Source organism: Pseudarthrobacter sp. AG30 (assembly GCF_003116525.1).
GTDB lineage: Bacteria > Actinomycetota > Actinomycetes > Actinomycetales > Micrococcaceae > Arthrobacter.
On the sequence record NZ_QEHL01000007.1, the window covers coordinates 1,512 to 24,909 of the forward strand.

General features: G+C 67.1%; 18 protein-coding genes and 1 pseudogene. 7 read left to right on the top strand and 12 right to left on the bottom strand.

Annotation, left to right across the window (positions count from 1 at the left end; genetic code table 11):
* Positions 1 to 224: 224 nt before the first annotated feature.
* Positions 225 to 962: an NTP transferase domain-containing protein gene (locus tag DC347_RS07685; RefSeq protein WP_109044973.1), complete on the top strand. Its 738-nt coding sequence runs from the start codon at positions 225 to 227 to the stop codon at positions 960 to 962.
* Positions 963 to 974: 12 nt separating this feature from the next.
* On the opposite strand, the gene DC347_RS07690 is transcribed toward DC347_RS07685, so the two are convergent.
* From DC347_RS07690 to DC347_RS07730, 9 genes are all read right to left on the bottom strand, one after another.
* Positions 975 to 2,516, bottom strand: coding sequence for an HNH endonuclease signature motif containing protein (locus DC347_RS07690; protein ID WP_109044974.1), 1,542 nt, complete (start codon positions 2,514 to 2,516; stop codon positions 975 to 977).
* A 163-nt stretch (positions 2,517 to 2,679) separates the two neighbouring features.
* Positions 2,680 to 3,327: a uracil-DNA glycosylase gene (locus tag DC347_RS07695; RefSeq protein ID WP_109044975.1), complete on the bottom strand. Its 648-nt coding sequence runs from the start codon at positions 3,325 to 3,327 to the stop codon at positions 2,680 to 2,682.
* 21 nt (positions 3,328 to 3,348) lie between these two features.
* On the bottom strand, positions 3,349 to 4,329 hold the full coding sequence (locus DC347_RS07700) for an aldo/keto reductase (RefSeq protein WP_026264396.1): 981 nt from the start codon (positions 4,327 to 4,329) through the stop codon (positions 3,349 to 3,351).
* Positions 4,330 to 4,380: 51 nt separating this feature from the next.
* On the bottom strand, positions 4,381 to 5,745 hold the full coding sequence (locus DC347_RS07705) for an LssY C-terminal domain-containing protein (RefSeq protein ID WP_240617728.1): 1,365 nt from the start codon (positions 5,743 to 5,745) through the stop codon (positions 4,381 to 4,383).
* Positions 5,746 to 5,765: 20 nt separating this feature from the next.
* Complete coding sequence (locus DC347_RS07710) at positions 5,766 to 8,591, bottom strand: molybdopterin-dependent oxidoreductase (protein WP_109044976.1); 2,826 nt, start codon at positions 8,589 to 8,591, stop codon at positions 5,766 to 5,768.
* A gap of 2 nt (positions 8,592 to 8,593) precedes the next feature.
* Positions 8,594 to 9,523: an FAD binding domain-containing protein gene (locus DC347_RS07715; RefSeq protein ID WP_109044977.1), complete on the bottom strand. Its 930-nt coding sequence runs from the start codon at positions 9,521 to 9,523 to the stop codon at positions 8,594 to 8,596.
* On the bottom strand, positions 9,514 to 10,737 hold the full coding sequence (locus DC347_RS07720; RefSeq protein WP_109044978.1) for an XdhC family protein: 1,224 nt from the start codon (positions 10,735 to 10,737) through the stop codon (positions 9,514 to 9,516). Before DC347_RS07720 ends, DC347_RS07715 begins: the two co-directional genes overlap by 10 nt.
* Positions 10,738 to 10,837: 100 nt before the next feature.
* Positions 10,838 to 12,367 (bottom strand): NCS2 family permease, encoded by a 1,530-nt coding sequence (locus tag DC347_RS07725; RefSeq protein WP_109044979.1) that lies wholly within the window; start codon positions 12,365 to 12,367, stop codon positions 10,838 to 10,840.
* A 14-nt stretch (positions 12,368 to 12,381) separates the two neighbouring features.
* Positions 12,382 to 12,876 (bottom strand): nucleoside deaminase, encoded by a 495-nt coding sequence (locus tag DC347_RS07730; RefSeq protein ID WP_109044980.1) that lies wholly within the window; start codon positions 12,874 to 12,876, stop codon positions 12,382 to 12,384.
* A gap of 386 nt (positions 12,877 to 13,262) precedes the next feature.
* Here DC347_RS07730 and DC347_RS07735 point away from each other — a divergent pair, with 386 nt between their 5' ends.
* Together DC347_RS07735 and ligD are read left to right on the top strand one after the other, a co-directional pair.
* Positions 13,263 to 14,639 carry an 8-oxoguanine deaminase gene (locus tag DC347_RS07735; RefSeq protein WP_109044981.1) on the top strand — a complete coding sequence of 459 codons (1,377 nt, stop codon included), beginning with the start codon at positions 13,263 to 13,265 and terminating at the stop codon, positions 14,637 to 14,639.
* 39 nt (positions 14,640 to 14,678) lie between these two features.
* Positions 14,679 to 15,923 (top strand): non-homologous end-joining DNA ligase, encoded by a 1,245-nt coding sequence (gene ligD / locus DC347_RS07740; RefSeq protein WP_109044982.1) that lies wholly within the window; start codon positions 14,679 to 14,681, stop codon positions 15,921 to 15,923.
* A 9-nt stretch (positions 15,924 to 15,932) separates the two neighbouring features.
* Here the strand turns inward: ligD and DC347_RS07745 are convergent, their stop codons facing one another.
* Together DC347_RS07745 and DC347_RS07750 are read right to left on the bottom strand one after the other, a co-directional pair.
* Positions 15,933 to 16,952 (bottom strand): family 16 glycosylhydrolase, encoded by a 1,020-nt coding sequence (locus DC347_RS07745; protein WP_206073899.1) that lies wholly within the window; start codon positions 16,950 to 16,952, stop codon positions 15,933 to 15,935.
* 221 nt (positions 16,953 to 17,173) lie between these two features.
* Entirely contained in the window at positions 17,174 to 17,359 is a 186-nt protein-coding gene (locus DC347_RS07750; protein WP_109044984.1) for a hypothetical protein, read from the bottom strand.
* A 348-nt stretch (positions 17,360 to 17,707) separates the two neighbouring features.
* Here DC347_RS07750 and pucL point away from each other — a divergent pair, with 348 nt between their 5' ends.
* Positions 17,708 to 18,616, top strand: coding sequence for a factor-independent urate hydroxylase (pucL, locus tag DC347_RS07755; RefSeq protein WP_109044985.1), 909 nt, complete (start codon positions 17,708 to 17,710; stop codon positions 18,614 to 18,616).
* A gap of 152 nt (positions 18,617 to 18,768) precedes the next feature.
* Entirely contained in the window at positions 18,769 to 20,274 is a 1,506-nt protein-coding gene (locus DC347_RS07760) for a nucleobase:cation symporter-2 family protein (protein WP_109044986.1), read from the top strand.
* 76 nt (positions 20,275 to 20,350) lie between these two features.
* Here the strand turns inward: DC347_RS07760 and DC347_RS07765 are convergent, their stop codons facing one another.
* Positions 20,351 to 21,106 carry an IclR family transcriptional regulator gene (locus DC347_RS07765; protein WP_018761057.1) on the bottom strand — a complete coding sequence of 252 codons (756 nt, stop codon included), beginning with the start codon at positions 21,104 to 21,106 and terminating at the stop codon, positions 20,351 to 20,353.
* Positions 21,107 to 21,327: 221 nt separating this feature from the next.
* Between DC347_RS07765 and DC347_RS07770 the strand changes: the two genes are divergently transcribed.
* Entirely contained in the window at positions 21,328 to 22,779 is a 1,452-nt protein-coding gene (locus tag DC347_RS07770) for an NAD-dependent malic enzyme (RefSeq protein WP_109044987.1), read from the top strand.
* Positions 22,780 to 22,813: 34 nt separating this feature from the next.
* A pseudogene (locus DC347_RS07775) lies at positions 22,814 to 23,398 on the top strand (malate synthase A); the annotation flags it as partial.

Here is a 23,398-nt window from a genome sequence, read left to right on the forward strand (position 1 = left end):
CGACACCCACTCCATCGTGGTCAAAGCGCTGCAGATGCTCGCGGCACGTGGGGAGGTTGAGGAGAGCGCACCGTCATACGCCATGGACCGGTACAAGCTCCTGGACGTCAACGCCGGCACTACCGGCGGGGCTGGCGGGGACGCCTAAGTCCACGTCGGCGGCAGTCGGGGCAGTTTCCGGGGAAAGCTGCCCCGACTGCTTTGGCGTTGGCTAGGGTGCAGCTATGGAGAACATTGAGGAATCCGGAGGGCCGGGCGTCCGGGTGACGGGGGTGTTGCTTGCCGCGGGGGCGGGCACCCGCCTGGGGCTGGGCCCAAAGGCCCTGCTTCCATACCGGGGGCGGCCCCTGGTGGAGGTGCTCGCCGGCAAGCTGCTGAAGGGCGGCTGCCGGGAGGTGGTAGTTGTCGTTGGCGCAGGAGCATCCGAGGTGCAGGCTGCCGCCGCCCTCGCTTGCTGCCGCGTGGTGGTCAATCCGGAATGGCAGTCCGGCATGGGCAGCTCGTTCTTGCTGGGTAACAACACCGCGGATCCTGAAGACCACCTGCTCATTGCCCTCGTGGACCAGCCAGGGCTGACCCCTGAGATCGTACGGCGGCTGTTGGCCGCCCACCATCCGGGTCGGATCACGGCTGCAGCCTACCGCGGTCCTGAGTCCGACGGCGGCCAGCTCGGTGGCCTTCCGGACGCCGGCAGCCCGCTCGGCGGCTCGCCGGATACCCACAGCCCGGATGGCAGTGCCGGCCACGACGGCAATAGAGGGCAGTCATGGGAACTCCGCCGCGGGCATCCACTGCTCATCGACGGGTCGCTGCGGCCCTCGGTGGCCGCAACGGTGACCGGTGACGCTGGCGCGCGCATCTTCCTCCGTACCCATCCGGAACTCGTAGATGAAGTGGATTGCAGTGACCAGTCCAGCGGCGAGGATATCGACACCCCGGACCAGCTCCGCCTTCTCCGGTAAACACTCAGGTACTCAGGAATGGGCGCTCAGGAACCCCTCCAAGGCATCCTCCCAAGGAGATCCGCGGCGGCGGACAATGTCTGCGGCACCCCCAAGGCATCCATGGGGCCACTTTGTGGGTTCCCAGTCTTGGTGTTCGCTGGTGTAGTGGCGGCCGGCCGGTGAGGTCCAGCCCGGTGGTTCGGTTTTGCTGGCCGGGGTAGGTTTCCAACCGGTGGTGTGCCGGAGCCGGTGATGTTTCGGGCAGGGCTGTCCCAAGTTGCTGATCCCGGTAGTCCCACCATCAGCCCAGGCCAGGATGTGATCGGCCTCCGTGTCCAGGGAGGAGTTGCTGCACCCGGGGAACGGGCACTTACCGTCCCGGAGCCTGAGCCAGTTCCGCATCGCCTTGCCCACCCGGTAACTCTTCCTGCCAATCTCCAACGGTGCCCCATCCCGCGGATCCACGAGCACCCGGTAAAACGAGCCCGCCCCCTCAGCGACCAACCGGCGCGCCATCGACGGCGGAATCGGCCCATACCCATCCAGCACCGCCGCCTCATCCGTCAACCCCAGCAACGAAAAGACCGGCACCGTCACCAACACCTGCGCCCGGACCGAAGATGACAAGCCAGCCCCAGACCCGACCCGGTTCAAGGCATCAACCCCGTTCCCGCCGCCGTCCCCGGTCCCGGCATCGAACCCCTGGCCCACGCCCTCAGCACCACCTCCGCCACCGCCTCCTGTGGCGCGGCCGGGGGCGAGCCCGCTGGTAAGGATCGCTGCGGCAAACACATCGGCCCGGAGCTGGGTGAGGGTCCTGGCCTCGCCGGGTCCCTGCACGCCCCGGGCAACAGCGGTCAGCCGGTTCCACCCCGCTGCTGCCTGGTCCGCGGGCAGATACGCACCCAGCCAAGCCATCCCGTCCCGGTCCGACCGGAACTCCACCCGCCGGTCCACCACCCCCTTGGCGTGACGCTGCTCAATACTCCCGGCATGGCGGCGTTCCCGCCAAACCCTGGCCTTGGCACGGAACCGATGCGCCGGCAACTCCCCCACCGCACACCCCCGCACCGCATCCGGTGCATCAGGGTCCAGGAAATGAGCCTCCAACCCCGCCGCCCCCGCAGCATCCAACCCGGCCGTTTCATCGGCCAACACCGTGGCGTGCTGCCAGGAGATCACCCCCGCCTGCAACGCCGACAAGGTCAACGGCAACCCCTTGACCACAGCCTGCGAGGTGGCCAGGAACGCCCCCGCAGCCCGCGGACCCAGCGCCAGCACACACCCAACCTCCGCCGCGACCGCCATCTCCTGCGCCACCACCGGCACCCCCGGCCCCGCCACAACACCGGCAGCATCCGCAAACGCCACCGCAGCCCGCGCCTTCAAACCAGCGACCCGGGCCTCCACCTCACGGACACCGGCCAGAACATCAAGGCAACCATCCGCCAACCCAGCCAACGGATCAGCAACCGAAAACGGCTCCGCACCACACCCGTCCACCTCGGCAACCAACACCGCAAGGGCAGCACGAATATCCGCCAACGCCCCCACCACCGCCGCTTTCCCCATAAACCCATCATCACAAGGGGGTACGACATTCAAGGGGCAGAGATTTAGGGGCCGGCCACGACAACCGGTCACCCAAAGACACGGGACAGGTGTCGACAAGCCAAACCACCGGCAGCCCCACCCACCCGGCTCCCGGTCTCGGCAAGCTCAACCACCGGTGCCCTCAACCACCAGCGGCGAGCAATTCCTCCAGCCCTTGCTTGAAGCCCGAGCGGCCGCCGTGGGCCGGATGCCTGATCTTGGGCGCAGCCACCCCGCTGCGTTGCAGGCTGTGCTGGGCCACGTTGCCCACCGCAACGATGGAGCTGATTCCAAACAATCCGGCCAGTTCCTGCCAGAAGGGCGTGCCGAGTTTGGTTTCGGACGGCTTGGGCGTGCGGTTGGACCACGGCTTTCCGGGTTGGTGCGGGTGCCAGGGGAAGGCACTCCACAGCAGTGGGAGGAAATCTACTTCTTCCAGGACCTGCCACAGCACCGTTGCCGTTGGCTCGGCAGCTACCCCAGCAGCTTCGGGCGGCACAACGTACCCCTTGCCCGGGCCAAAGAGTCCAAAGCTGTTAGGCGGGCCTTCCAGGATGGTCCGGTTGGTAAACGGAATGCCGGTAATGCGCATGCCCCTGAAACCCGGCGCCTCCCCTACCAACAGCACGCCGGGCTGCCGGTCTCGCATTTCCTGCAAATAAATCTCCAGGTTCCGGCGGCGCAACGCATTCTCCGGCGCCGCGTCGGAGAAGAAGTTGGTGCAGGCCGGTCCGGTTTCCGCGGCTGCCAGCCGCGCCACGAACTCCTTGATGCCGCTGCCGGAACGCACGCCGATACCTGCGGACAGGTATTACCAGCGGGGGTGGATGGCCTCGCGGAAGTAGTGGTCGTAGATCCAGCGGACCCCGTCGTCGAACTCCTTGCCAACACTTACACCGGCAGCGGCGGCGTTGCCCTGGGCCTGCTCCACGTTGCGCGCGCCGGGAATGACGGAGCTGACGCCGTCCTGCGCCGCAATCCAGGCGATGGCGGCCTGTGCCGTGGTGGCCCCGGCGGGCACCAGTTGCTCGAACTCCGCCACGGCCTTCAGGCCCAGCTCAAAGTCGACGCCGGAGAAGGTCTCTCCCACGTCGAACGCTTCGCCGTGGCGGTTGTAGTTCCGGTGGTCGTTCTCCGCGAAGGTGGTGTCCTTCGAGTACTTTCCGGACAGCAGGCCGGAAGCGAGCGGCACCCGGGCGATGATGCCCACGCCGGCAGCCTTGGCCGCGGGGAGGACTTCATCCAGCGGCTTGAGCCGGAAGGCGTTCAGGATGATCTGTACCGATGCGGTCCCTTCGTGGCGGATCGCCTCCAGCGCCTCGTCCGTTCGTTCCACGCTGACACCGTAGTTGCGGATGGCGCCTTCGGCGACCAGCGTGTCCAGCGCGTCATACACCTCGTTGTTGCTGTAGACGGCACTTGGCGGGCAGTGCAGCTGGACCAGGTCGAGGGTTTCGGTGCCCAGGTTCTTCCGTGAGCGGTCCACCCACTGGCGGAAATTGGCCAGTGAATAGTTTTCCGGCCGCTGCTCCATCCGGCGGCCCATCTTGGTGGCAACGGTGACGCCGTGCCCCGGGTTGTCCGCGAGGAACTTCCCGATGGCCTGCTCGCTCTTTCCGTCGCCATAGACATCGGCCGTGTCAAAGAAGGTGACGCCTGCCTCCACGGAGGCGGCGAGGATGGCCTGGGCCTGTGCCGGGTCCACGGTGCCCCAGTCCGCGCCGAGCTGCCAGGTGCCCAGCCCCACGATGGAGACGTTCCGTCCGGTCTTACCTAAAATCCGCTGTTCCATCCCCTGACTATATGGGTTTGGCGTAAAGCTGGGTGAATCCTCCGAAGGAATTTAGCTGCCCGGCACCGGTACGCCGCCCAAAGACCCGGGGTGCCCCAGGGCGCCCGTCCGCCGCCGGGCGAAGGTCCTGGACCGTTCGCTGGAGAGTGCGAGGATCAGCAGGATGTCCAGCGACAAGCTGACCAGCGTGGTGCCCAGCGTGATGGGCGGTCCGCCCGAGGCAGTGGTGGCGAATTGGGTGATGATGGAAAGGCTCCCCAGTGTCATGGCAGTTACCCGGGCGCGGTTTCCGCCCCGGGCGATGAACCATGCAAGGAGGAACTCAGCGAGGGCGAAGACCCCCATGACGATGGCCCCCGGAAGCAGTGCCCCGGACACGTCCAGGTCGCCGGCGGAACCGCCCAGGAGCGGAGGCGCCAGGGTTTCGTCGGATGCGGCGGCCAGGAGCAGGAAAGCCAGGAAGAGGGCGGCGAATCCCCTGCATGTGACCAGGACTGCCCCGAAGAGAGTGGGCAGTGGCCGCCGCTCCTTCGCAGCCTGCACCCGGGCCGGTCCAGGACCAGCCGCCGGTATCCGGGTGAGGTCCACAATGGGCAGGTCGCCGTCGGTCATGATGTTGTCCCCTCCCCCGTTCCTGGAGTGGTAGCCGGTGGAGAAGTCCTTGATGATCGTCACGGCCGCTTCCGGCGCAGCCGCTTGGATGGACCCCACCACGTAGTCCCGTTCCTCGTCGATGCCTGGGGCGATTTTGTGCGTTACCTGCAGTGTGAACAGGGAAAGTCCCACGGCCCTGTCGTAGGTCCCGGCGGCGAGCCAGTCCACCGGGATGCCCCCGGGAAGCAGCCAGCCCGGGGGTACCTTCCAAAAGCGGATGTGGTGGCGTCTGCCTGGGTTGCCGTCCACCTCCTGCTGGTAGGCGAAATCCTGCTGGCGGCCAAAAAGGAACAGTGGACTCACCGGCGCCTCGTCGTAGCTGCGCCTGGTCAGCGTGGAAGTGATGATGCGGCGGCTTGAGGCGAAGGTCACCGGATCGGCGAGGGTCCATCGGGCCTGCCGCATGGCTGCATGGATTTGGGCCTCCCGGCCACGCAGGGCCACGTTGACCGGGTCCGCAAGCAATCCGTCGCTGGTGCGCGAACGGCCAATGAAGTAGTCGGGCAGGTAGATCCTGGTGAGGATGCGGTGCAGGCGGGGAAGCACCAGGTAGGCAAGCGCTGCCCAGAAGACCACCAGGACCCAGATGTGCGGCCATTCCAGGCTCGACTGCAGGAGCAGCACGGCAAACCAGATCGAGCTGAGGCCGCTGAACGTAAAGAACAGCCGGTCGACCACGGTGTCCGCCGCGGCCGTGGCGGCGGGCGCGGGGCCCGGCATGCCTCCGTCCCGGCCCGCATCCATGGCTGTCTCGCCCGTCATGGCCACAGGCTACACCTGGATTACCGCACCGCGCCCGCCTCAGCCGGAACGAGGCCTGCTTCCTTCAGCCCCAGGTAGATCCGGTCCCGGGCGATGGGAAGCTGCGCGAAGCGGACTCCGGTGGCGTTCCTGATGGCGTTGGCGAGCGCCGGGGCCACGGGGTTGAAGGGACTCTCGCTCATCGATTTGGCGCCGAGCGGGCCCAGCGTGTCATTGGTGTCCGCGAAGTACACCTCGCTGCGCGGCACGTCCGCAAAGGTCGGGATGTGGTACTGACGCAGGATGTCGGTGGTGACCTTGCCGTCGTCGTTCACCACCACTTCCTCGTAGAGCGTGGCACCAATGGCCTGGGCGATCCCGCCTTCGATCTGTCCACGGCACTGTCGCGGGTTGACCACCACGCCGGCGTCGGCCGCCTGGACGCTCTGCAGGATTTTCAGCTCGCCGGTGCCGCGGCTCACCGCCACCCGGAACCCGTGCACGTTGAAGGCAACCGAACGCGGCGTGCCGCCCCAGCGTCCTTCGGCGGCGAGGTCGACGCCGGCTTCCTCGGCGGCCTGCGCCAGCTCAGCAAGTGCCACGCGGGTTCCGTCGACCACCACGGCGTCGCCGTCGAGGACGCACGCGGAGGCCTGCGTTTGGCGGATGCCGGCCGCGAACGCCCGGATCCGGACGGCCAGCTCTTCGGCAGCTTCAAGGGTGGCCTTGCCGGCCACCACGGTTCCGGCCGAACCGAACGCGCCCGTGTCGTGCTCCACCAGGTCCGTGTCCGATTGCCGCACCGCCACCCTGGATGCCTCCGTGGACAACGCCGTGGCGGCAAGCTGGGCATGCACCGTGGTGGTCCCGTTTCCGAACTCGGCGGTCCCGACGTCGGCCTGGTACGTTCCGTCCGGCAGGAGCCGGAGCCGGGCATGGGCAAAGTGGCCACGCGGCGGGACGGTATCGATCATGGAGAGCGCCGCGCCTTCGCCCACCATCCAGTCCGGCCCGAGGTCCTCAAGCCCAGCCTGCCGGTAGCGTTCGCTGCCCCGGTCCAGGGCGTCCCGGACCAAGTCCAGGCACTGGTCCAAACCGTAGCTTCCGTAGAGGACGTCCTCCTCCGGCTGGGGCTGGGTGGACAGCATGTGGTCCCCTTCCCGGACCATGTTCCGGCGGCGGAACTCGAGCGGATCCATCCCGATCCCGGCGGCCAGCTCATCCATCGCGGACTCGATCGCAAAAATCATCTGGCTGAGGCCATAGCCGCGGAACGCGCCGGCCGGGACGGTGTTGGTGTAGACCGACTGGGCGTCCACCTTCTTGTTGGCGCACTTGTAGACCGCCAGCGATTCACCGCAACCATGGAACATGACGCCCGGGCCGTGGTTGCCATAGGCGCCGGTGTTGGTCACCACGTCCAGTTGCAGGGCTGTCAGCCGGCCGTCCTTGGCGGCACCGGCTTTCAGCTTGATGGTGAAGGGGTGCCGGGTTGTGGTGGCGGTGAACTGTTCCGTGCGGGTCAGTTCCAGCTGGACCGGCCGCTTCAGTTTCAGGGCCGCGAGCGCCACGAGGTCCTCGGTGAGGACTTCCTGCTTGCCGCCGAATCCGCCACCCACGCGTCCGGCCACCACGTGCACGCGGTCCTCTTCGAGCCCGAACACCCGGCACAGCGTGCGGCGGACCAGGAACGGGACCTGGCTGGAGGTGCGGACCTGCAGCCGCCCGTCGTCGTCTACGGTGGCGATGGCCGCATGGGTTTCCAGGGCGACGTGCTGGACCCTCTGGGTCTGATAGGTCTGTTCGTGGATGAAGTCGGCGCCCGCGAAGCCGCCGGCGACGTCGCCCAGTTCCGAGTGCAGTTCAGCCACCACGTTCCGCTCCGGGCGGGAGATGCGCGCTTTCACGGCGTCCTTGTCTCCGTGGACCAGGGGGGCACCAGGCAGCAGCGCTTCCTGCGGCGAGAAGACGGCGGGAAGTTCCTCATATTCCACCTGGAGTGCGCGGACACCGGCTTCCGCGGCGGCCACCGATTCAGCCACGACGGCGGCCACCCGCTGCCCGATGAACCGCACCACGTCATCGAGCACCCTGGTATCGTCCGGGTCGTCAGTGAAGAGTTCGTGCTGGGCGGTGGAGAACAGCTGCTCCGGGGCGTCCTCGGAGGTGAAGACCGCCACCACGCCTGGCACGTTCAGCGCTGCGTCCTTGGCGATGGAAAGCACCCGGGCGTGCGGGTGCGGGGAACGGAGGATCTTCAGGTGCAGCAGCCCTTGCTGCTCCTCTTTGGGCAGGTCCAGGGTGTAGCGGGCAGCGCCCGTGACTACGGCGCGGCTGGCTGGAGCCGGGACGTCGTCACCCAGCCGGCCCGGCGCAGGGTCCGGTTGCCCCTCCCCTGCGATGCCGGAGCCCGGCCCCTCGGGATCAGGGTGCCCGGGGTGCCCGCAGACGGCGTCGGCGATGGCGCGGTAGCCCGTGCACCGGCAGAGGTTGCCTTTGAGGTTCCGGGGCAGGTTGTCCTTTTGGGCGTCGTCGAACGAGGCCGCCGTCATCACCATGCCGGCCGTGCAGAAGCCGCACTGAAACCCCTGCCGCTCCATGAACTGCTGCTGCACCGGATGCAGGGGGCCGCCGGCAGTACCGGCCAGCCCCTCAATGGTGGTCACCGAGCGCCCCTCGGCCCGGACGGCGGGATAGATGCAGCTGTGAACGGGCGTGCCGTCCACATGTACCGTGCATGCGCCGCAGTCGCCGCCGTCGCAGCCCTTCTTGACGCCGGTGTTGCCCTGCTCCCGCAGGAACGTCCGCAGGCATTGGCCGGGGCGCGGAGCCGCCCCGGACGCGGTGCCGTTGATCTCGATGCCCATGCTCAGGCCCCTTTCGGAAGTGCTGTGGAAACGGGAGCGGAATCGCTCCGGGGCGGCCAGAAGTCGCCGGACACGGGCAGCCCGGGCGTTCCCGCCGGCGCAGCGAGCTCGGCGCGGATTTCCTCGGCCAATCGGTAGGTCATGTCCCGGCGCCAGGCGGGCAGGCCATGGATGTCGTCGTGGTAATGGTCCGCGGGAATGGCGTCGTCCAAGGCAGCTGCCAGCCGGTCGGCATCGGGCAGGCCGTCGAACCGGAGCTGAACGGGCCGCTTGGTGGCCGCGGTGACGGTCAGGACCAGGGAGGTAGCGGCGTCGAGCCGTCCGATCAGGAGCACCCCGGACCGGCCCAGGTTGCTCAGCGACAGCCGGCGGAACGCCACCCGGGAAGAAAGGGCCGACGCCGGGAGGTGGACGCTGCGAAGCAGCTCGCCCGGTGCCAGGCAGTTGGTGGCGTCACCGGTTACGAAGTCCGCCACGGGAACGGTGCGGCTGCCGCCGCCTGGTGCGAGGACCGTGGCAACGCCGTCCAGTCCGGCGCAGAGCGAGATGACGGGCCCGGCGGGCAGGGACGTGCACAGGTTGCCGCCCACGGTGGACATGTTCCACACCTTGAACGAAGCCACGAAGGAATCGCAGCAGGCCCGGACCAGGTCCAGCCCGGGCCAGCCGCGGCCGTCCGCGCCGGCGCCGGCCGGCAGGGTGTACAGCTCGGCAATGGTGCAGGTGGCGGCGAGGTCGATGCCGTCGTCACTGACGGTTATGGGAGTCCAGCCGGCTGAGCCGAGGTCCAGCAGCCGCTTGAGGGGTTGAGGCCCAAAGGCGTAACTGCCGTAGGAGAAGAGGACCGTTCCGCCGGCCAGCCAGGCGTCGCCGTCTCGCCAATCTGCGGGGTCGGTGGTGCGGACCACCGCCTCGATGGTGTTCATGTCCATGCGATCTCCTGCGGGGTAAGGTCTGTGGGCGCCGGTTCCGGCGCGCGGTGGTGGATGGTGCCGGCGGTGTCGCGCAGCGGCGCGCACGTGGCGTCGCGGCTGCGCGCGGCGATGAGCTCGGCGGTGACGGAGACCGCCACCTCGGCGGGGGTAGTGGCGCCGAGGTCCAGTCCGATGGGTGAGTGCAGCCGGGCAATCCGTTCCGGCAGGACCCCGGCGCTGAGGAGTTCCTCGACCCGCTGGAGGTGGCTGCGGCGCGATCCCATGGCGCCCACGTAGGCGAGGTCCAGGGCCAGCGCGGCCTCCAGCAGCGGAAGATCGAACTTGGGGTCATGGGTCAAGACGGCCGCCACGGCGCGGCTGTCCAGGCGGCCGGCGGCTGCTTCCGCCGCGAGGTAACGGTGCGGCCAGTCCGTCACCACCTGGTCTGCGACGGCGAACCGTGGCTGGCCGGCAAAAGCGGGCCGGGCATCCACCAGGGTCACGTGGTAGCCGAGCAGCTTGGCCGCCGGCACCAGGGCCGCCCCGAAGTCGTTGGCACCGAACACCAGCATGCGTGGCGGGGCGAGCCGGGACTCCACCAGGACGGCGGGCCCCCCGGGATGCCTGCTGTGGAGGTCGCGGTCCGGCAGGCAGTCCCCTGCCTGGACCAGCGGGACCAGACCGGCGCCGCCGCTGCGCAGGATGGATTCCACCCGAAGCGCTGACTCTCCGTGCAGCAGCGGGGCCAGTTCGGGGGATGCCGGTCCGTGGTGCCGGGCCGGGTCCGGGAGTACGACGGCGGCACCGCCCGATGCTCCCAGCAGCCGTACCAGCGCCACGGGTTCGTCGTGGCGGAGGCCGGCGAGTTGCCGGACGGCGGCCCGGAGCGGTTGCTCCGGTTCACCGGTAACGGCTGCAGGAACCGGCTGGATGTGGATCTCCAGCTGTCCCCCGCAGGTGAGCCCGGCGGCGAAGGCATCGGCGGAACTGAAGCCGAAGACCTGGTGGCGCGGGCCGCCGTCGTCCATTGCCTCCCGGGCGAGCGCCACCACGGCGCCTTCCACGCAACCGCCGGAGAGGCTGCCAAGCACCTCACCGGACTCCGTGACGAGCATGGAGGTCCCCACAGGGCGGGGCACCGAACCCGAGGCGGCAACGATGGTGGCCACTGCGAACCGCTTGTCCGCGAGTCGGGGCAGCCAGGGGCCGAGCGAAGGGATCAGGTCAAGCATGGCGGCACTCCTTCTTCCGCGCGGCGGTGGTGTCCATTGTCTGTCCTGCCAGGGGCCGGGCCAAGGGTTGGCCCGGCCCCCTGTGCGGCTGGGGCAACGATCAGCCGCCCAGCAGGAGGTTGATCGGCCCGCGGGCGAAGTACACCAGGAACCCGGCGCTCACCACCCACATCAGCGGGTGGATCTTTTTCGCCTTGCCTGATGCCGCCCCGATGACCGCCCAGCTCACGAAGCCGACGCCAATGCCGTTGGCGATCGAATAGCTCAGCGGCATGGTCACGATGGTGAGGAAGGCAGGCAGCGCCACGGTGAACTTGGTGAACTTGATCTCGCGGATCTGCGCCATCATCATGGCACCCACCACCACCAGGGCGGCGGCGGCGACTTCCAGCGGGACCACGCTGGTGAGCGGGGTGAGGAACATTGAGCCGAGGAACAGCAGCCCGGTGACCACTGATGCCAGGCCGGTCCGGGCGCCTTCGCCGATCCCTGCCGCGGAGTCGATGTACACCGTGTTGGAGGAACCTGAGGTTGCCCCGCCGGCCACTGCGCCGAAGCCTTCGACGATGAAGGCGGATTTCAGCCGCGGGAACGTGCCGTCCTTGTGTGCGACGCCTGCGCTCTTGGCCAGGCCGGTCATGGTCCCCATGGCGTCGAAGAAGTTGGTGAACACGAGCGTGAACACCAGCATGGTGGCCGCAAGTCCGCCGATCCGGCTGAACGAACCAAAGAGGTCAAAGTGGCCCACCAGGCCCAGGTCGGGTGCGGAGACCAGCTGGCCGGACAGGACAGGGGTGTTCAGGTGCCAGCCGCCGGGGTTGGTGGTGCCGGCAGGACCCAGTTTCATGATGGCTTCCACGACGGCGGCCAGCACGGTGGTGCCAACGATGCCGATGAGCAGCCCGCCCTGTACCTTGCGCGCCACGAGGATCCCCATGGCCAGGAGGCCGACGACGAACACCAGCGTTGGCACGGAGGTGATGGAGCCGCCGTCGCCCAGCTGGACGGGCGGGCCGCCGGTGGTGGGACGGACGAAGCCGGAGTCGACGAAGCCGATGAAGGCGATGAACAGGCCGATGCCCACGGTGATGGCGGCCTTGAGTTCCTTGGGAACGGCCCTGAAGATGGCGGTCCGGGCGCCGGTGACGCCGAACAGGACGATCAGGATGCCGTTGATGACCACCAGCCCCATGGCCTCGGGCCAGGTGACTTCGTGGATCACCGAGACGGCCAGGAAGGAGTTGATGCCCAGTCCGGCGGCGAGCCCGAACGGCAGGTTGGCGATGAGGCCGAACAGGATGGTCATGACGCCGGCGGTGAGGCCGGTGACGGCACCCACCTGGGATGCGGACAACCATCCCCCGGCAACGTCGGTGGGGGCGTTGTCGGCGCTGAAACCGCCGAGGATGAGGGGGTTCAGGATGACGATGTACGCCATGGTGAAGAAGGTGACCAGGCCGCCCCGGAATTCCCGGGCAACGGTTGAGCCACGGCGGGTGATCTGGAAGAAGCGGTCCAGGTAGGATCCCGACGCCGGCGGGCCGGGTACGGATGGGGTACGCGGCGACCGCCGCGAGGTGCTGGTGGTTGGAGCCGGATGCTCCTCGTGGGAATGGTCCAGGATGGTCATCTCAGCCGCCCGGCCTAGTAGTCGATCCTGGATTCGACCGTGTTCCAGGTATTGAACGGTTCCAGCGGTGCAGGTGCCTGGGGATCGCCCAGCTCCAGCTTGGATACCGGCATCAGGGAGTCCCTGTCCTGGTTTTCGAAGTATTCGTAAAAGACGGCGTCGTCGAAGCCCACGGAGGCGGCATCGTGCCGGTCGGCGGCGTAGACCACGCGGTCAACACGGGCCCAGAGGGCGGAGGCCAGGCACATGGGGCATGGCTCGCAGCTGGTGTAGAGGACCGCACCGCTGAGGTCGAAGGTGCCGAGTTCGCGGCAGGCGGTGCGGATGGCGGTGACTTCGGCGTGGGCCGTGGGATCGTTGTCCGCGGTGACGCGGTTGACGCCGTCGAACGTTTTGCCGTCCGCGGTGACGATCATGGCGCCGAAGGGGCCGCCGCTGTTTAGGACGTTGGCTGTTGCCAGCCGAATGGATCTGGCCAGGAACTGCTCGGCCGTGACGGTGGTACTCATGATGCGACTTCCTTTTGCCGGGAAGCCTGTTGCCGTGCAAGGACCAGTAGAACCAGGTGCGACGGTTACCAGGCTTCAGCATGTGCTGTGAAGGTTAAGTTGCGCCTGGTAGATAGCTTCCCGGGTTCGGGTGCCCGCCTTTGGCAGAATCGAGATTAGCACCGCTTTGTGGCCCGCGCCATAGTTTTCTGGAAATTTATTTTCGCTATGTGAAATCCATGTTTCGGTCCGCTAACCCCCTCCAGTCACATCCCGCCGGTGTTGACGCCCCGCGCCCGGGCTGGCTAATCTCATCGGATCCGCGGTCCGCCGCGGCCACCTGGATCAGCAGACAGGGCCTCACTGAGCTGGAAAAATTGCCACCGCGCTCAGGACAGGAACATCCCATGCACCAGCCCCTTCCCGCACCCGCACCCCGGCTCTGGATCCGGAATCCGCAGGCCGCATTCACCGCCAACAACCTTGACGCCTCGGGCGGGGTTGTCATCAGCGGCGGCGTCATCACCGAGGTCCTGGCGGCCGGACAGATACCGTCCGAACCCTGCGCCGAGACGTTCGACGCCGGCAGCCACGTGCTGCTGCCGGGACTGATCAACACCCACCACCACTTCTACCAAACGCTCACCCGCGCCTGGGGTCCGGTGGCCAACGCCCCGCTGTTCCCCTGGCTGCAGAACCTCTATCCGGTCTGGGCCCGGCTCACGCCCAAGGATGTGGAGCTCGCCGCCACCGCCGCCCTCGCTGAGCTGCTGCTCAGCGGCTGCACCACCGCCGCCGACCACCACTACCTCTTCCCCGCCGGCCTGGAAAACGCCATCGACATCGAGGTGGCGGCCGTGCGCCGGCTGGGCATGCGGGCAACACTCACCCGCGGCTCCATGACGCTGGGAACGGACGACGGCGGCCTGCCGCCGCAGTCAACGGTCCAGGCACCGGAGGTGGTGCTGGCGGACAGCGAGCGGCTGATCGGCGCGTACCACGAGCGCGGGGAGGACGCCGTCATCCAGATCGCCCTGGCGCCGTGCTCGCCGTTCTCCGTCACGAAGGAAATCATGGCCGAGAGTGCCGCGCTCGCCGAACGGCTGGACGTCCGGCTGCACACCCACCTGGCCGAAACCCTTGACGAGGAGGACTTCTGTCGCGAGATGTTTGGGCTGCGGACCGTGGACTACCTGGAGAGCGTGGGCTGGCTGACGGACCGCACCTGGCTGGGGCACGGCATCCACTTCAGCGACGAAGAAATCGGCCGCCTCGGTTCGGCGGGGACCGCCGTCGCCCACTGCGCCACCTCCAACATGCGGCTCGCCTCGGGCACGGCCCGGGTCCTGGAACTTGAGGATGCGGGCGTTCCGGTGGGGCTGGGAGTGGACGGCTCGGCGTCGAACGATGCTTCCAACATGATCCTGGAGGCGCGGCAGGCGCTGTACCTCCAGCGCCTCCGCTATGGCGCTGATGTCCCCGTGGAGCGGGCACTCGGCTGGGCCACCCGTGGTTCGGCCGCAGTGCTGGGACGGCCCGGGGTGGGCCAGCTGGCGCCAGGGATGCAGGCCGACCTTGCCCTGTTCGCGCTCGAAGACCTGCGCTTCTCAGGCAGCCATGACCCCGTCGCCGCCTTGTTGTTGTGCGCCGCCGACCGCGCCGACCGGGTGATGGTGGGCGGCCAGTGGCGCGTCGTGGATGGACAAATCCCCGGCCTGGACATCGCCGGGCTCATCGCTGAGCACTCAGCGGCGGCCAAGCGCCTGGTAAACGGGGTCCGGTGAACGGCTGACACGGAACCGGGCCACTGCTACCGTGGCGGCATGACTCCGTCAAAGACGCCGGCCGAAGTCCTGGATATCGAAGGTGTTGAGGTCCGGATCTCGAGCCCGGACAAGGTGGTGTTCCCAGACCCCGGGCTGACCAAGCTGGACCTGGTGCGGTACTACCTGGCCGTGGCGGACGGGGCGCTGCGCGGCGCGGGTGGAAGGCCGATGGTGCTCAAGCGGTTTCCCAAGGGCATCAACGCCGAGCCCTTCTTCCAAAAGCGCGTGCCGGAGAACCATCCACCCTTCGTCGACACCACCACACTGCATTACGCGTCCGGAACGTCGGCGGAAGAAGCTGTCATCCGGGATGCGGCGGGCCTGGCCTGGGTCATCAACCTTGGCTGCCTGGACCTGAATCCGCATCCCGTCAGGGCCGAAGACCTGGAGCACCCGGACGAACTCCGGGTGGACCTCGATCCGATGCCTGGCGTGGACTGGTCGCAGATTGTGGACGTCGCCTACGTGGCCCGGGAGGTCCTGGCCGACGCGGGGCTGGTGGGCTGGCCGAAGACGAGCGGGTCGCGGGGGCTGCATATCCTGGTGCGCATCACCCCGCAGTGGTCGTACCGCGATGTCCGGCTCGCCGCCGAAACCCTTGCACGGGAGGTGGAAAACCGCGCGCCCGGCCTCGCCACGGCACGGTGGTGGAAGGAGGAGCGCGGTGAAAGCGTGTTTGTGGACTTCAACCAGAACGCCAAGGACCGCACCGTGGCCTCCGCCTACTCGGTCAGGCCCCTGCCTGACGCCCGGGTGTCTGCGCCGCTCACGTGGGAGGAAGTCCGCACCGCACGGCCGGAGCAGTTCACAGTGCAGACAGTGCCGCAGCGCTTTGCGGACATCGGCGACCCGCACGCCGGCATTGATGACGCGGTGGGCACACTCGACGGGCTCCTTGCCTTGGCCGAAAAACTCGGCCCGGCAGAGAAAGCGCCCCGCAGCGGCAATGGAACCGGCCGCCGGCAGTCGCTGATGCCGCTTATCGAAGTTGCCCGGACCAAGACAAAGCCCGAGGCGCTGGCAGCCCTTGACCAGTGGAAGGCCCGGCATCCCGCAGCCGTTGGCACGCTCCAGCCGGCCGACGTCCTTGTCGACGGGATGCGCGGGTCCAGCTCGCTCTGGTACCGGGTCCGCGTCAACCTCCAGCATGTCCCCGAGGACAAACGCCCGCCGCAGGAGGACCTCATCGCGGACTACGACCCCTGGGCAGGCAAGCAGTGGCCGGGACACCCCGGTTCCTGAGCCTCGCCGCTACTGCCAGACCCGCACCCAGTCGACTTTGATGGCTCCGTCCGGTCCGAACGTCCTCTGGTTGGGGTTGAGTCCCACGTTCAGGAGCAAGTAGTGCGGCGCGTTGCCGTCCTGAGACGAATATGAATAGACCTTGCGGCCGTCGAAATAGATGTCGTTGACACCCGCCATCCGATGCACGCCGTAGGTATGGTACCCACCGGCCCAGCACCCCACGATGGCACTTCCCAACTCGCCGCCACTCGCAGAGTGATACACGGTGCTCATGTTCCCCGCCAAGGGCTCCGCTATGTCAATCTCACCGGTTTTCGGATAGGACTGTCCGGTGGTCCACCAGGCTGGCCAGTTGTAGATGCCGCCCGAGCAGGTACCCGGAAAATAGATGCGGGCTTCGACGTATCCCGTGGTGTATTGGAAGCCCACGTGGCCGGAGACCCCATCCTTGGGATTGGTGGACAGCAGCGCCCCGGAATCGGAGTCGGAGAGCTGGAGGACGGCCTCGCCGTTGGCAACCGTAATGTTGCTGGAGCAGGTTTTGACACCGTTCATCTTGGACTTGGGATCACAGTCGTTGAACCAGTAAGGGGTCCAGACACCGGGGTTCAGGGTGTTGAATTCCTCATCGAACACCAAGTGCCAGGCGCCGGGAACCCCGGCGGGGCCCAGTCCCTGGCTGGAAACGACGGGTTTGCCTTCTAGCGGGTCGCCCTGGGCTGTGTCATCGGCGGGTGGCGCAGCGGGAGGAACGGCCTCCGAGGGGGCGGCGTCGGCCGGCGCTGCAGCCCCGGTTGAGGCATCCAATCCGGGTACTTCCGGGGCCTCCGGCGGTGCTGCCGGTGCGGCGGAGCCGGTAGGCCCGGGACTTCCAGAGGGTGCAGGGATAATGACTCCGGACGACCCGGAAGCCGCCTCCGCGGGATCCGCGGGCAGTCCGGACTCCGCCGGGGCGAGGACCGCACTGGCCGAAAGGCCGCCAACCACCAGGAGGCAGCATACGCATTGCAGGAGGCGGGTCTTCATGGACATGCCCCGCACGTCCCACGTCGGGAATCGGGCTGCTTCACACGTTCCTGCATCCTCGCCTCCCCGGCGCTCAACGGAAATCCGGCCCGGGCAGGCACGCAAGCCCAACTCCGGGCAACGACTTACCGCCTCAGGCTATGGGAGTTCGCTGCCGGGGTCGCCAGTAGCGACTACTTGTGTTTGGCCGGCGTGGTTCCGCAGGTAGGCAGGGGCGGTACTCACATCCGCCGGCCGAATACCGGCAACGCGTGGACCCAGCGCGAGAACAGCCCGCGTTCGTGGTGCCGTTCTTCCGGAACGAACAAGTCCGGGTCAATCCCGCCGCCGATGGGGAGGTAGAACTCCTGTGCGCCGGTTCCCGCGGCCGGGGCGGCCGGCACGGAAGGGGTGTCCTGCTGGTACATCGAAACCTCCTAATTTCGTATTGCGGAAAGCAAATTCTGCTTTGTGAAAGTTTAGAAGCAACACTGCGGGGCGTCAACAGTCGGCCGCCTGGCCCTTCCCGGGCGATCCGGTCACAAACGGAATTTTGGGGTTGTGATGTACACCACCGCCCGGCGGGGGTACGCTGGTAGGCAACTCGTGGCGCACGTCACGTAACCTGGGAGCAGCAGGCAGGGTCGTAATGAGCTGGCATCAATGGATGCCGGCTCTTTTTTGTTGGGTCGGCTCCACCGGAAACGCGCTTGAAACGCGCGCTTAATTTCAGTGATGGAACCTTGGTTCCACTTACCGGAGATTGGGAAAAGACCATGAGCAGCAAGATCATTCTCGGCGAAAACCAGTACGGCAAGGCCGAAGTCCGCGTCGTCAAGATCACCAGGGACACCAACCGCCACGAGATCGAAGACCTGAACGTCACCTCGCAGCTGCGGGGCGATTTCGCCGCGGCCCACCTTGAGGGCGACAACGCCCACGTGGTGGCCACGGACACCCAGAAGAACACCATCTACGCCTTCGCCCGGGACGGCATCGGTTCGCCCGAGGCGTTCCTGCTGCGCCTCGGCGAGCACTTCACCTCCAGCTTCGACTGGGTCACCGGCGGCCGCTGGGAAGCGGAATCCTACGCCTGGAGCCGCATCCAGGCGCACGGCAGCGAACACGACCACTCATTCGTCCGCAACGGCCAGGAAGTGCGAACCGCGGTCCTGGTCCGCGACGGCGCCGCCAGCCACCTGATCTCCGGACTGAAGGACCTGACCGTCCTCAAGTCCACGGAGTCCGGCTTCGTGGGCTACCCCCGCGACCGTTACACGACGCTTCCGGAGACCACCGACCGCATCCTCGCCACGGACGTTTCAGCCCGCTGGCGCTTCAAGGCCGGCACCGACTTCAGCAGCCTGGACTTCAACAAGAGCTACGACGACGTCAAGGGCCTCCTGCTCGAAGGCTTCACTGAGAAGTACTCCCACGCACTGCAGCAGACCCTGTTCGACATGGGCGCAAAGGTGCTGGAGGCGCACAGCGAAATCGACGAGATCAAGTTCTCCATGCCCAACAAGCACCACTTTCTGGTGGATCTCTCCCCGTTCGGCCTGGACAACCCCAACGAGGTTTTCTTCGCCGCCGACCGGCCGTACGGCCTGATCGAGGCCACCGTCCAGCGTGATGACGCAGCTGCCGCACCGGCGGCGTGGTCGGGCATCGCCGGCTTCTGCTAAAGGGCCACGCCCATGGTTTCGACAGGCTCAGCCATCGGTGGTTGAGCCTGTCGACGCCACACCCGGCACCACTCCCACATCTTCACAACACCTGTTAGCCAGACACCAGTTAGCCAGACGATGACGTCTGCCATGAACCAAGAAAGTCTGCCATGAACACCAAGAAGAAACTTGCCGCCGCAGCCGCTGGAAAAGGCGCACGGCCTGGCCGCCCCGAGGACCAGCGGCTCCCCGTTGGAAGCATGTTTGCCTACGGCTTCCAGCACGTCCTGACCATGTATGGCGGCATCATTGCCCCTCCCCTGATCATCGGTGCCGCCGCGGGAATGAACTCCCAGGACATCGGCCTGCTCATCGCCGCCTGCCTGTTCGTCGGCGGCCTCGCCACCATCCTGCAAACCGTCGGCATTCCGTTCTTCGGCTCGCAGCTGCCGCTGGTGCAGGGCGTGTCTTTCGCCGGTGTCTCCACCATGGTGGCCATCGTGCACGGCGGCGGCGGGATCCAGGCGGTGTTCGGATCCGTCATCGCAGCCTCCCTGATCGGCCTGCTGATCACCCCGCTGTTCTCGAAGATCATCCGATTCTTCCCGCCGGTGGTGACCGGAACCGTGATCACCACCATCGGCCTGACGCTGATGCCGGTGGCTGCCAACTGGGCCATGGGCGGCAACAACAAGGCTCCGAACTACGGCAGCGTGGCCAACATCGGCCTCGCCGCCGGCACCATGGGCATCGTCCTGCTCCTGAGCAAGGTGGGCAGTGCGGCCATCTCCCGGCTCTCCATCCTCCTTGCCATGGTCCTGGGCACCCTCATCGCCCTGGTTTTCGGCATGGCCGACTTCTCCAAGGTGGGCCAGGGCGAGATTGTCGCCTTTCCCACCCCCTTCGCCTTCGGACCCCCCACATTCGAGATCGCAGCCATCGTCTCCATGCTGATCGTCATCCTGGTGACCCTCACGGAGACGTCCGCGGACATCATCGCGGTGGGCGAGATCGTGGGCACCAAGGTGGACTCCAAGAGGATCGGCAACGGCCTGCGCGCGGATATGCTGTCCAGCGCCGTCTCGCCCCTCTTCAACTCCTTCACCCAGAGCGCCTTCGCCCAAAACGTGGGCCTGGTGGCCATCACCGGCGTCAAGAGCAGGTTCGTGGTCAGCGCCGGCGGCGTAATCCTGGTGGTCCTCGGGCTGCTTCCCGTCCTTGGCCGGGTGGTGGCCGCGGTGCCGACGCCCGTCCTGGGCGGTGCCGGCGTGGTGCTCTTCGGCACGGTTGCAGCCAGCGGCATCCGGACCCTGTCCAAAGTGGACTACAAGAACAACATGAACCTGATCGTGGTGGCCGCATCCATCGGCTTCGGGATGATCCCCATCGCCGCACCCACGTTCTACGACCAGTTCCCGTCCTGGTTCGGCACCATCTTCCACTCCGGCATCAGCTCCGCGGCCGTCATGGCCATCCTGCTGAACCTTCTCTTCAACCACTTCCGGGCTGGAAATTCGGACAACCAGTCCGTCTTCGTCGCTGGCACCGAGCGGCTGGTCAAGGCGGAGGCCCTCCGTTCCCTGGCGGACGGCGACAGGTTCGAGAACGGCAAGCTCATCGACTGCGACGGGAAGGAAGTCCGGATCGACTCAGCCGAAAAGGCATCTGAGCATTAGCAAGGACACAGCGAACGACGACGGCCCGCACCTTCCAGCGAAGGTGCGGGCCGTCGTCGTCAGCAGTTCCGCAGTATCAGGTGCGGTTGAGTTCGCGGGAGATGGCCTCGGCGGCCTCGCGGAGGACGGGAACGGCCTTGTCGGCGAAGTTTTCGTCCACCCGGGACACCGGGCCGGACACCGAGATCGCGGTGGGCGTGGGGGCGTTGGGCACCGCCATCGCAAAGCAGCGGACACCGAGCTCCTGCTCCTCCTCGTCGATGGAGTAGCCCCGTTCGCGGATGAGCTTGAGGTCGGCCAGGAGTTCTTCGACGTCGCCAATGCTCTTGGCGGTGGGGGTGGGCATTCCGGCGCGGGCCACGATGCCGCGGACGGTGTCGTCGTCAAGCTGGGCCAGGATGGCCTTGCCGACGCCGGTGGCGTGGGTGTGGGCGCGCCGGCCCACCTCCGTGAACATGCGCATGGAGTGCAGCGAAGGGACCTGGGCCACGTAGATCACCATGTCCGAATCAAGCACGGCCATGTTGGAGGTCTCCCCCAGGCGGTCCACCAGGGTTTTGAGCTGCGGGCGGGCCAGGGCGCCGAGCTGCTTGTTGGCGCCTTCACCCAACCGGATCAGCCGGGGACCCAGGGCATAGCGCCGGTTGGGCAGCTGGCGGATGTAGCCGAGCGATACCAGCGTGCGGAGCAGGCGGTGGATGGTGGGAAGCGGCAAATCGGTCGACGAGGACAGCTCACTGAGCGTGACGTCGCCGCCGGCATCCGTGATGAGCTCCAGCAGCTCGAAGACGCGCTCCACCGACTGCACTCCGCCGGAGGCTTTTTCTGCCATTCCGTTGTCTCCTATGGCTCGGAATCCGACAACTCTTATCCGCATCGTGAAAAGAGTTGCTTAGACCACCCAACATACAGCACGGCAGGACGCGCGGCGATGTCCCTCGGCAGTCACATCACGAAGGGGTTGTGTTTCCATAAAGTAGATAATAATATCCATAATACGAAAATATTCGGATCAGAGCAGAAGCCGGACAAGGCCTAACAGGAGGACATTCAATGGCGAACCCCAGCCCCGGAAATTCGATCACCCTGCGCGTGGAAGCACCGTCGAGCTTCAGCGCCACCAGCGAACTCGCGGCAGCCGTCGGAGCAGCCGGCGCCGCAATCACCGCACTGGACGTCACCGAGTCCCACCACGAAACCCTCGTCGTCGACGTCACCTGCAACACCACCGACGACGCCCACGCCGCGCGGGTCAAGGACGCCCTCAACGCCCTCGACGGGGTCACCGTCCAGCACGTCTCGGACCGCACTTTCCTGATGCACCTCGGCGGCAAGCTTGAAGTGGTCCCCAAGGTCCCGCTGCGCAACCGCGACGACCTGTCGCGCGCCTACACCCCCGGCGTGGCCCGCGTCTGCCTGGCCATCGCCGAAGACCCCGCCGCCGCCCGCAACCTGACCGTCAAGCGCAACACCGTCGCCGTCGTCACCGATGGCTCCGCAGTGCTTGGCCTGGGCAACATCGGCCCCGCCGCCGCCCTCCCGGTCATGGAAGGCAAGGCCGCCCTCTTCAAGCAGTTCGCCAACGTGGACGCGTGGCCGGTCTGCCTCGATACCCAGGACACCGAGGAAATCATCCGCACCGTCAAGCTCCTGGCCCCCGTCTTCGGCGGCGTGAACCTGGAGGACATCGCCGCGCCGCGCTGCTTCGAAATCGAAGCCCGCCTGCGCGAGGAACTGGACATCCCGGTGTTCCACGACGACCAGCACGGCACCGCCATCGTGACCCTCGCGGCACTGGTCAACGCGCTGCGCGTGGTGGACAAGAAGATCGAGGACGTGAAAATCGTGGTTTCCGGCGTCGGCGCCGCAGGCTCAGCGATTATCCAGCTGCTCAAGGCCCAGGGTGCCCGCCACATCGTGGCGGCAGGACGCTCGGGCGCCATCCACCAGGGCGAGACCTACAACGATCCGCACCGCACCTGGGTCGCTGAGAACACCAACCAGGAGGGTTTCTCCGGCAGCCTGCACCAGGCCCTGGCAGGCGCGGACGTCTTCATCGGCGTGTCCGCCCCGAACATCCTCGACGAAGAGCACGTGGCCTCCATGGCAAAGGACTCCATCGTTTTCGCCATGGCCAACCCCACCCCCGAAGTGGACCCTGCCATCGCCTCCCGGCACGCCGCCGTCGTGGCCACCGGCCGCAGCGACTTCCCCAACCAAATCAACAACGTCCTCGCCTTCCCGGGCCTCTTCCGTGGGCTCCTGGACGTCGGAGCGAGCGACATCACCCCGGAAATGCTGGTGGCCGCCGCGGAGGCAATCGCCAACCGGGTGAATGATAATGAGCTCAATGCCAGCTACATCATCCCGAGCATCTTCGACCCGCACGTGACCGCCAACGTCGCGGCGGCCGTCGCGGCCGCGGCCCACGCCTCACATGTGGCAACGGCTGCCGTTCCCGCCGATTCCGCCAAGGAGCCGGTGGCAGCACTGGCCTCCGCCTGACCGCCCGACTTCCCGCACAAGGAAAGGACCAGAAATGGCCATCACCGTCACAGATCCCCGGCCGATCAACCGCGCTGAGGAGATCCTCACCCCCAAGGCACTGGCCTTCGTGGAGGAGCTCCACAACCGGTTCGCCGGCACCCGCAACGAGCTCCTGGCGGCCCGTGCCGCCAAGCGGCAGCGGGTGGCAGAGACCGGCAAGCTGGACTTCCTGCCGGAGACGCAGGAGGTGCGCGACGGCGACTGGAAAGTTGCGCCCGCACCCGCCGCCCTGCAGGACCGCCGGGTGGAAATGACCGGGCCTGCCTCACCGGCGAAGATGGCCATCAACGCCCTGAACTCCGGAGCCAAGGTGTGGCTGGCGGACCTCGAGGACGCCAGCACCCCCACCTGGGCCAACGTCATTGACGCCATCCTCAATCTCCGGGACGCCGCGCAAGGCACACTGAGCTACACGTCGGAGGAAGGCAAGGAGTACCGGCTCCGCACCGACGCGCCGCTGGCCGTGGTGGTGGCCCGGCCCCGCGGCTGGCACATGCAGGAAAAACACCTGCTGCTCAACGGCGAACCCGCAGTGGGTGCCCTGGTGGACTTCGGGCTGCACTTCTTCCACATCGCC

Coding starts and splice junctions, on each gene's coding strand:
- DC347_RS07770 (WP_109044987.1), top strand. CDS start 21,328: ATGGCGAACCCCAGCCCCGGAAATTCGATCACCCTGCGCGTGGAAGCA.
- pucL (WP_109044985.1), top strand. CDS start 17,708: ATGAGCAGCAAGATCATTCTCGGCGAAAACCAGTACGGCAAGGCCGAA.
- DC347_RS07765 (WP_018761057.1), bottom strand. CDS start 21,106: ATGGCAGAAAAAGCCTCCGGCGGAGTGCAGTCGGTGGAGCGCGTCTTC.
- DC347_RS07715 (WP_109044977.1), bottom strand. CDS start 9,523: ATGGACATGAACACCATCGAGGCGGTGGTCCGCACCACCGACCCCGCA.
- DC347_RS07720 (WP_109044978.1), bottom strand. CDS start 10,737: ATGCTTGACCTGATCCCTTCGCTCGGCCCCTGGCTGCCCCGACTCGCG.
- DC347_RS07745 (WP_206073899.1), bottom strand. CDS start 16,952: ATGAAGACCCGCCTCCTGCAATGCGTATGCTGCCTCCTGGTGGTTGGC.
- DC347_RS07690 (WP_109044974.1), bottom strand. CDS start 2,516: ATGGGGAAAGCGGCGGTGGTGGGGGCGTTGGCGGATATTCGTGCTGCC.
- DC347_RS07685 (WP_109044973.1), top strand. CDS start 225: ATGGAGAACATTGAGGAATCCGGAGGGCCGGGCGTCCGGGTGACGGGG.
- DC347_RS07750 (WP_109044984.1), bottom strand. CDS start 17,359: ATGTACCAGCAGGACACCCCTTCCGTGCCGGCCGCCCCGGCCGCGGGA.
- DC347_RS07710 (WP_109044976.1), bottom strand. CDS start 8,591: ATGGGCATCGAGATCAACGGCACCGCGTCCGGGGCGGCTCCGCGCCCC.
- DC347_RS07760 (WP_109044986.1), top strand. CDS start 18,769: ATGAACACCAAGAAGAAACTTGCCGCCGCAGCCGCTGGAAAAGGCGCA.
- ligD (WP_109044982.1), top strand. CDS start 14,679: ATGACTCCGTCAAAGACGCCGGCCGAAGTCCTGGATATCGAAGGTGTT.
- DC347_RS07700 (WP_026264396.1), bottom strand. CDS start 4,329: ATGGAACAGCGGATTTTAGGTAAGACCGGACGGAACGTCTCCATCGTG.
- DC347_RS07735 (WP_109044981.1), top strand. CDS start 13,263: ATGCACCAGCCCCTTCCCGCACCCGCACCCCGGCTCTGGATCCGGAAT.
- DC347_RS07725 (WP_109044979.1), bottom strand. CDS start 12,367: ATGACCATCCTGGACCATTCCCACGAGGAGCATCCGGCTCCAACCACC.
- DC347_RS07705 (WP_240617728.1), bottom strand. CDS start 5,745: ATGACGGGCGAGACAGCCATGGATGCGGGCCGGGACGGAGGCATGCCG.
- DC347_RS07730 (WP_109044980.1), bottom strand. CDS start 12,876: ATGAGTACCACCGTCACGGCCGAGCAGTTCCTGGCCAGATCCATTCGG.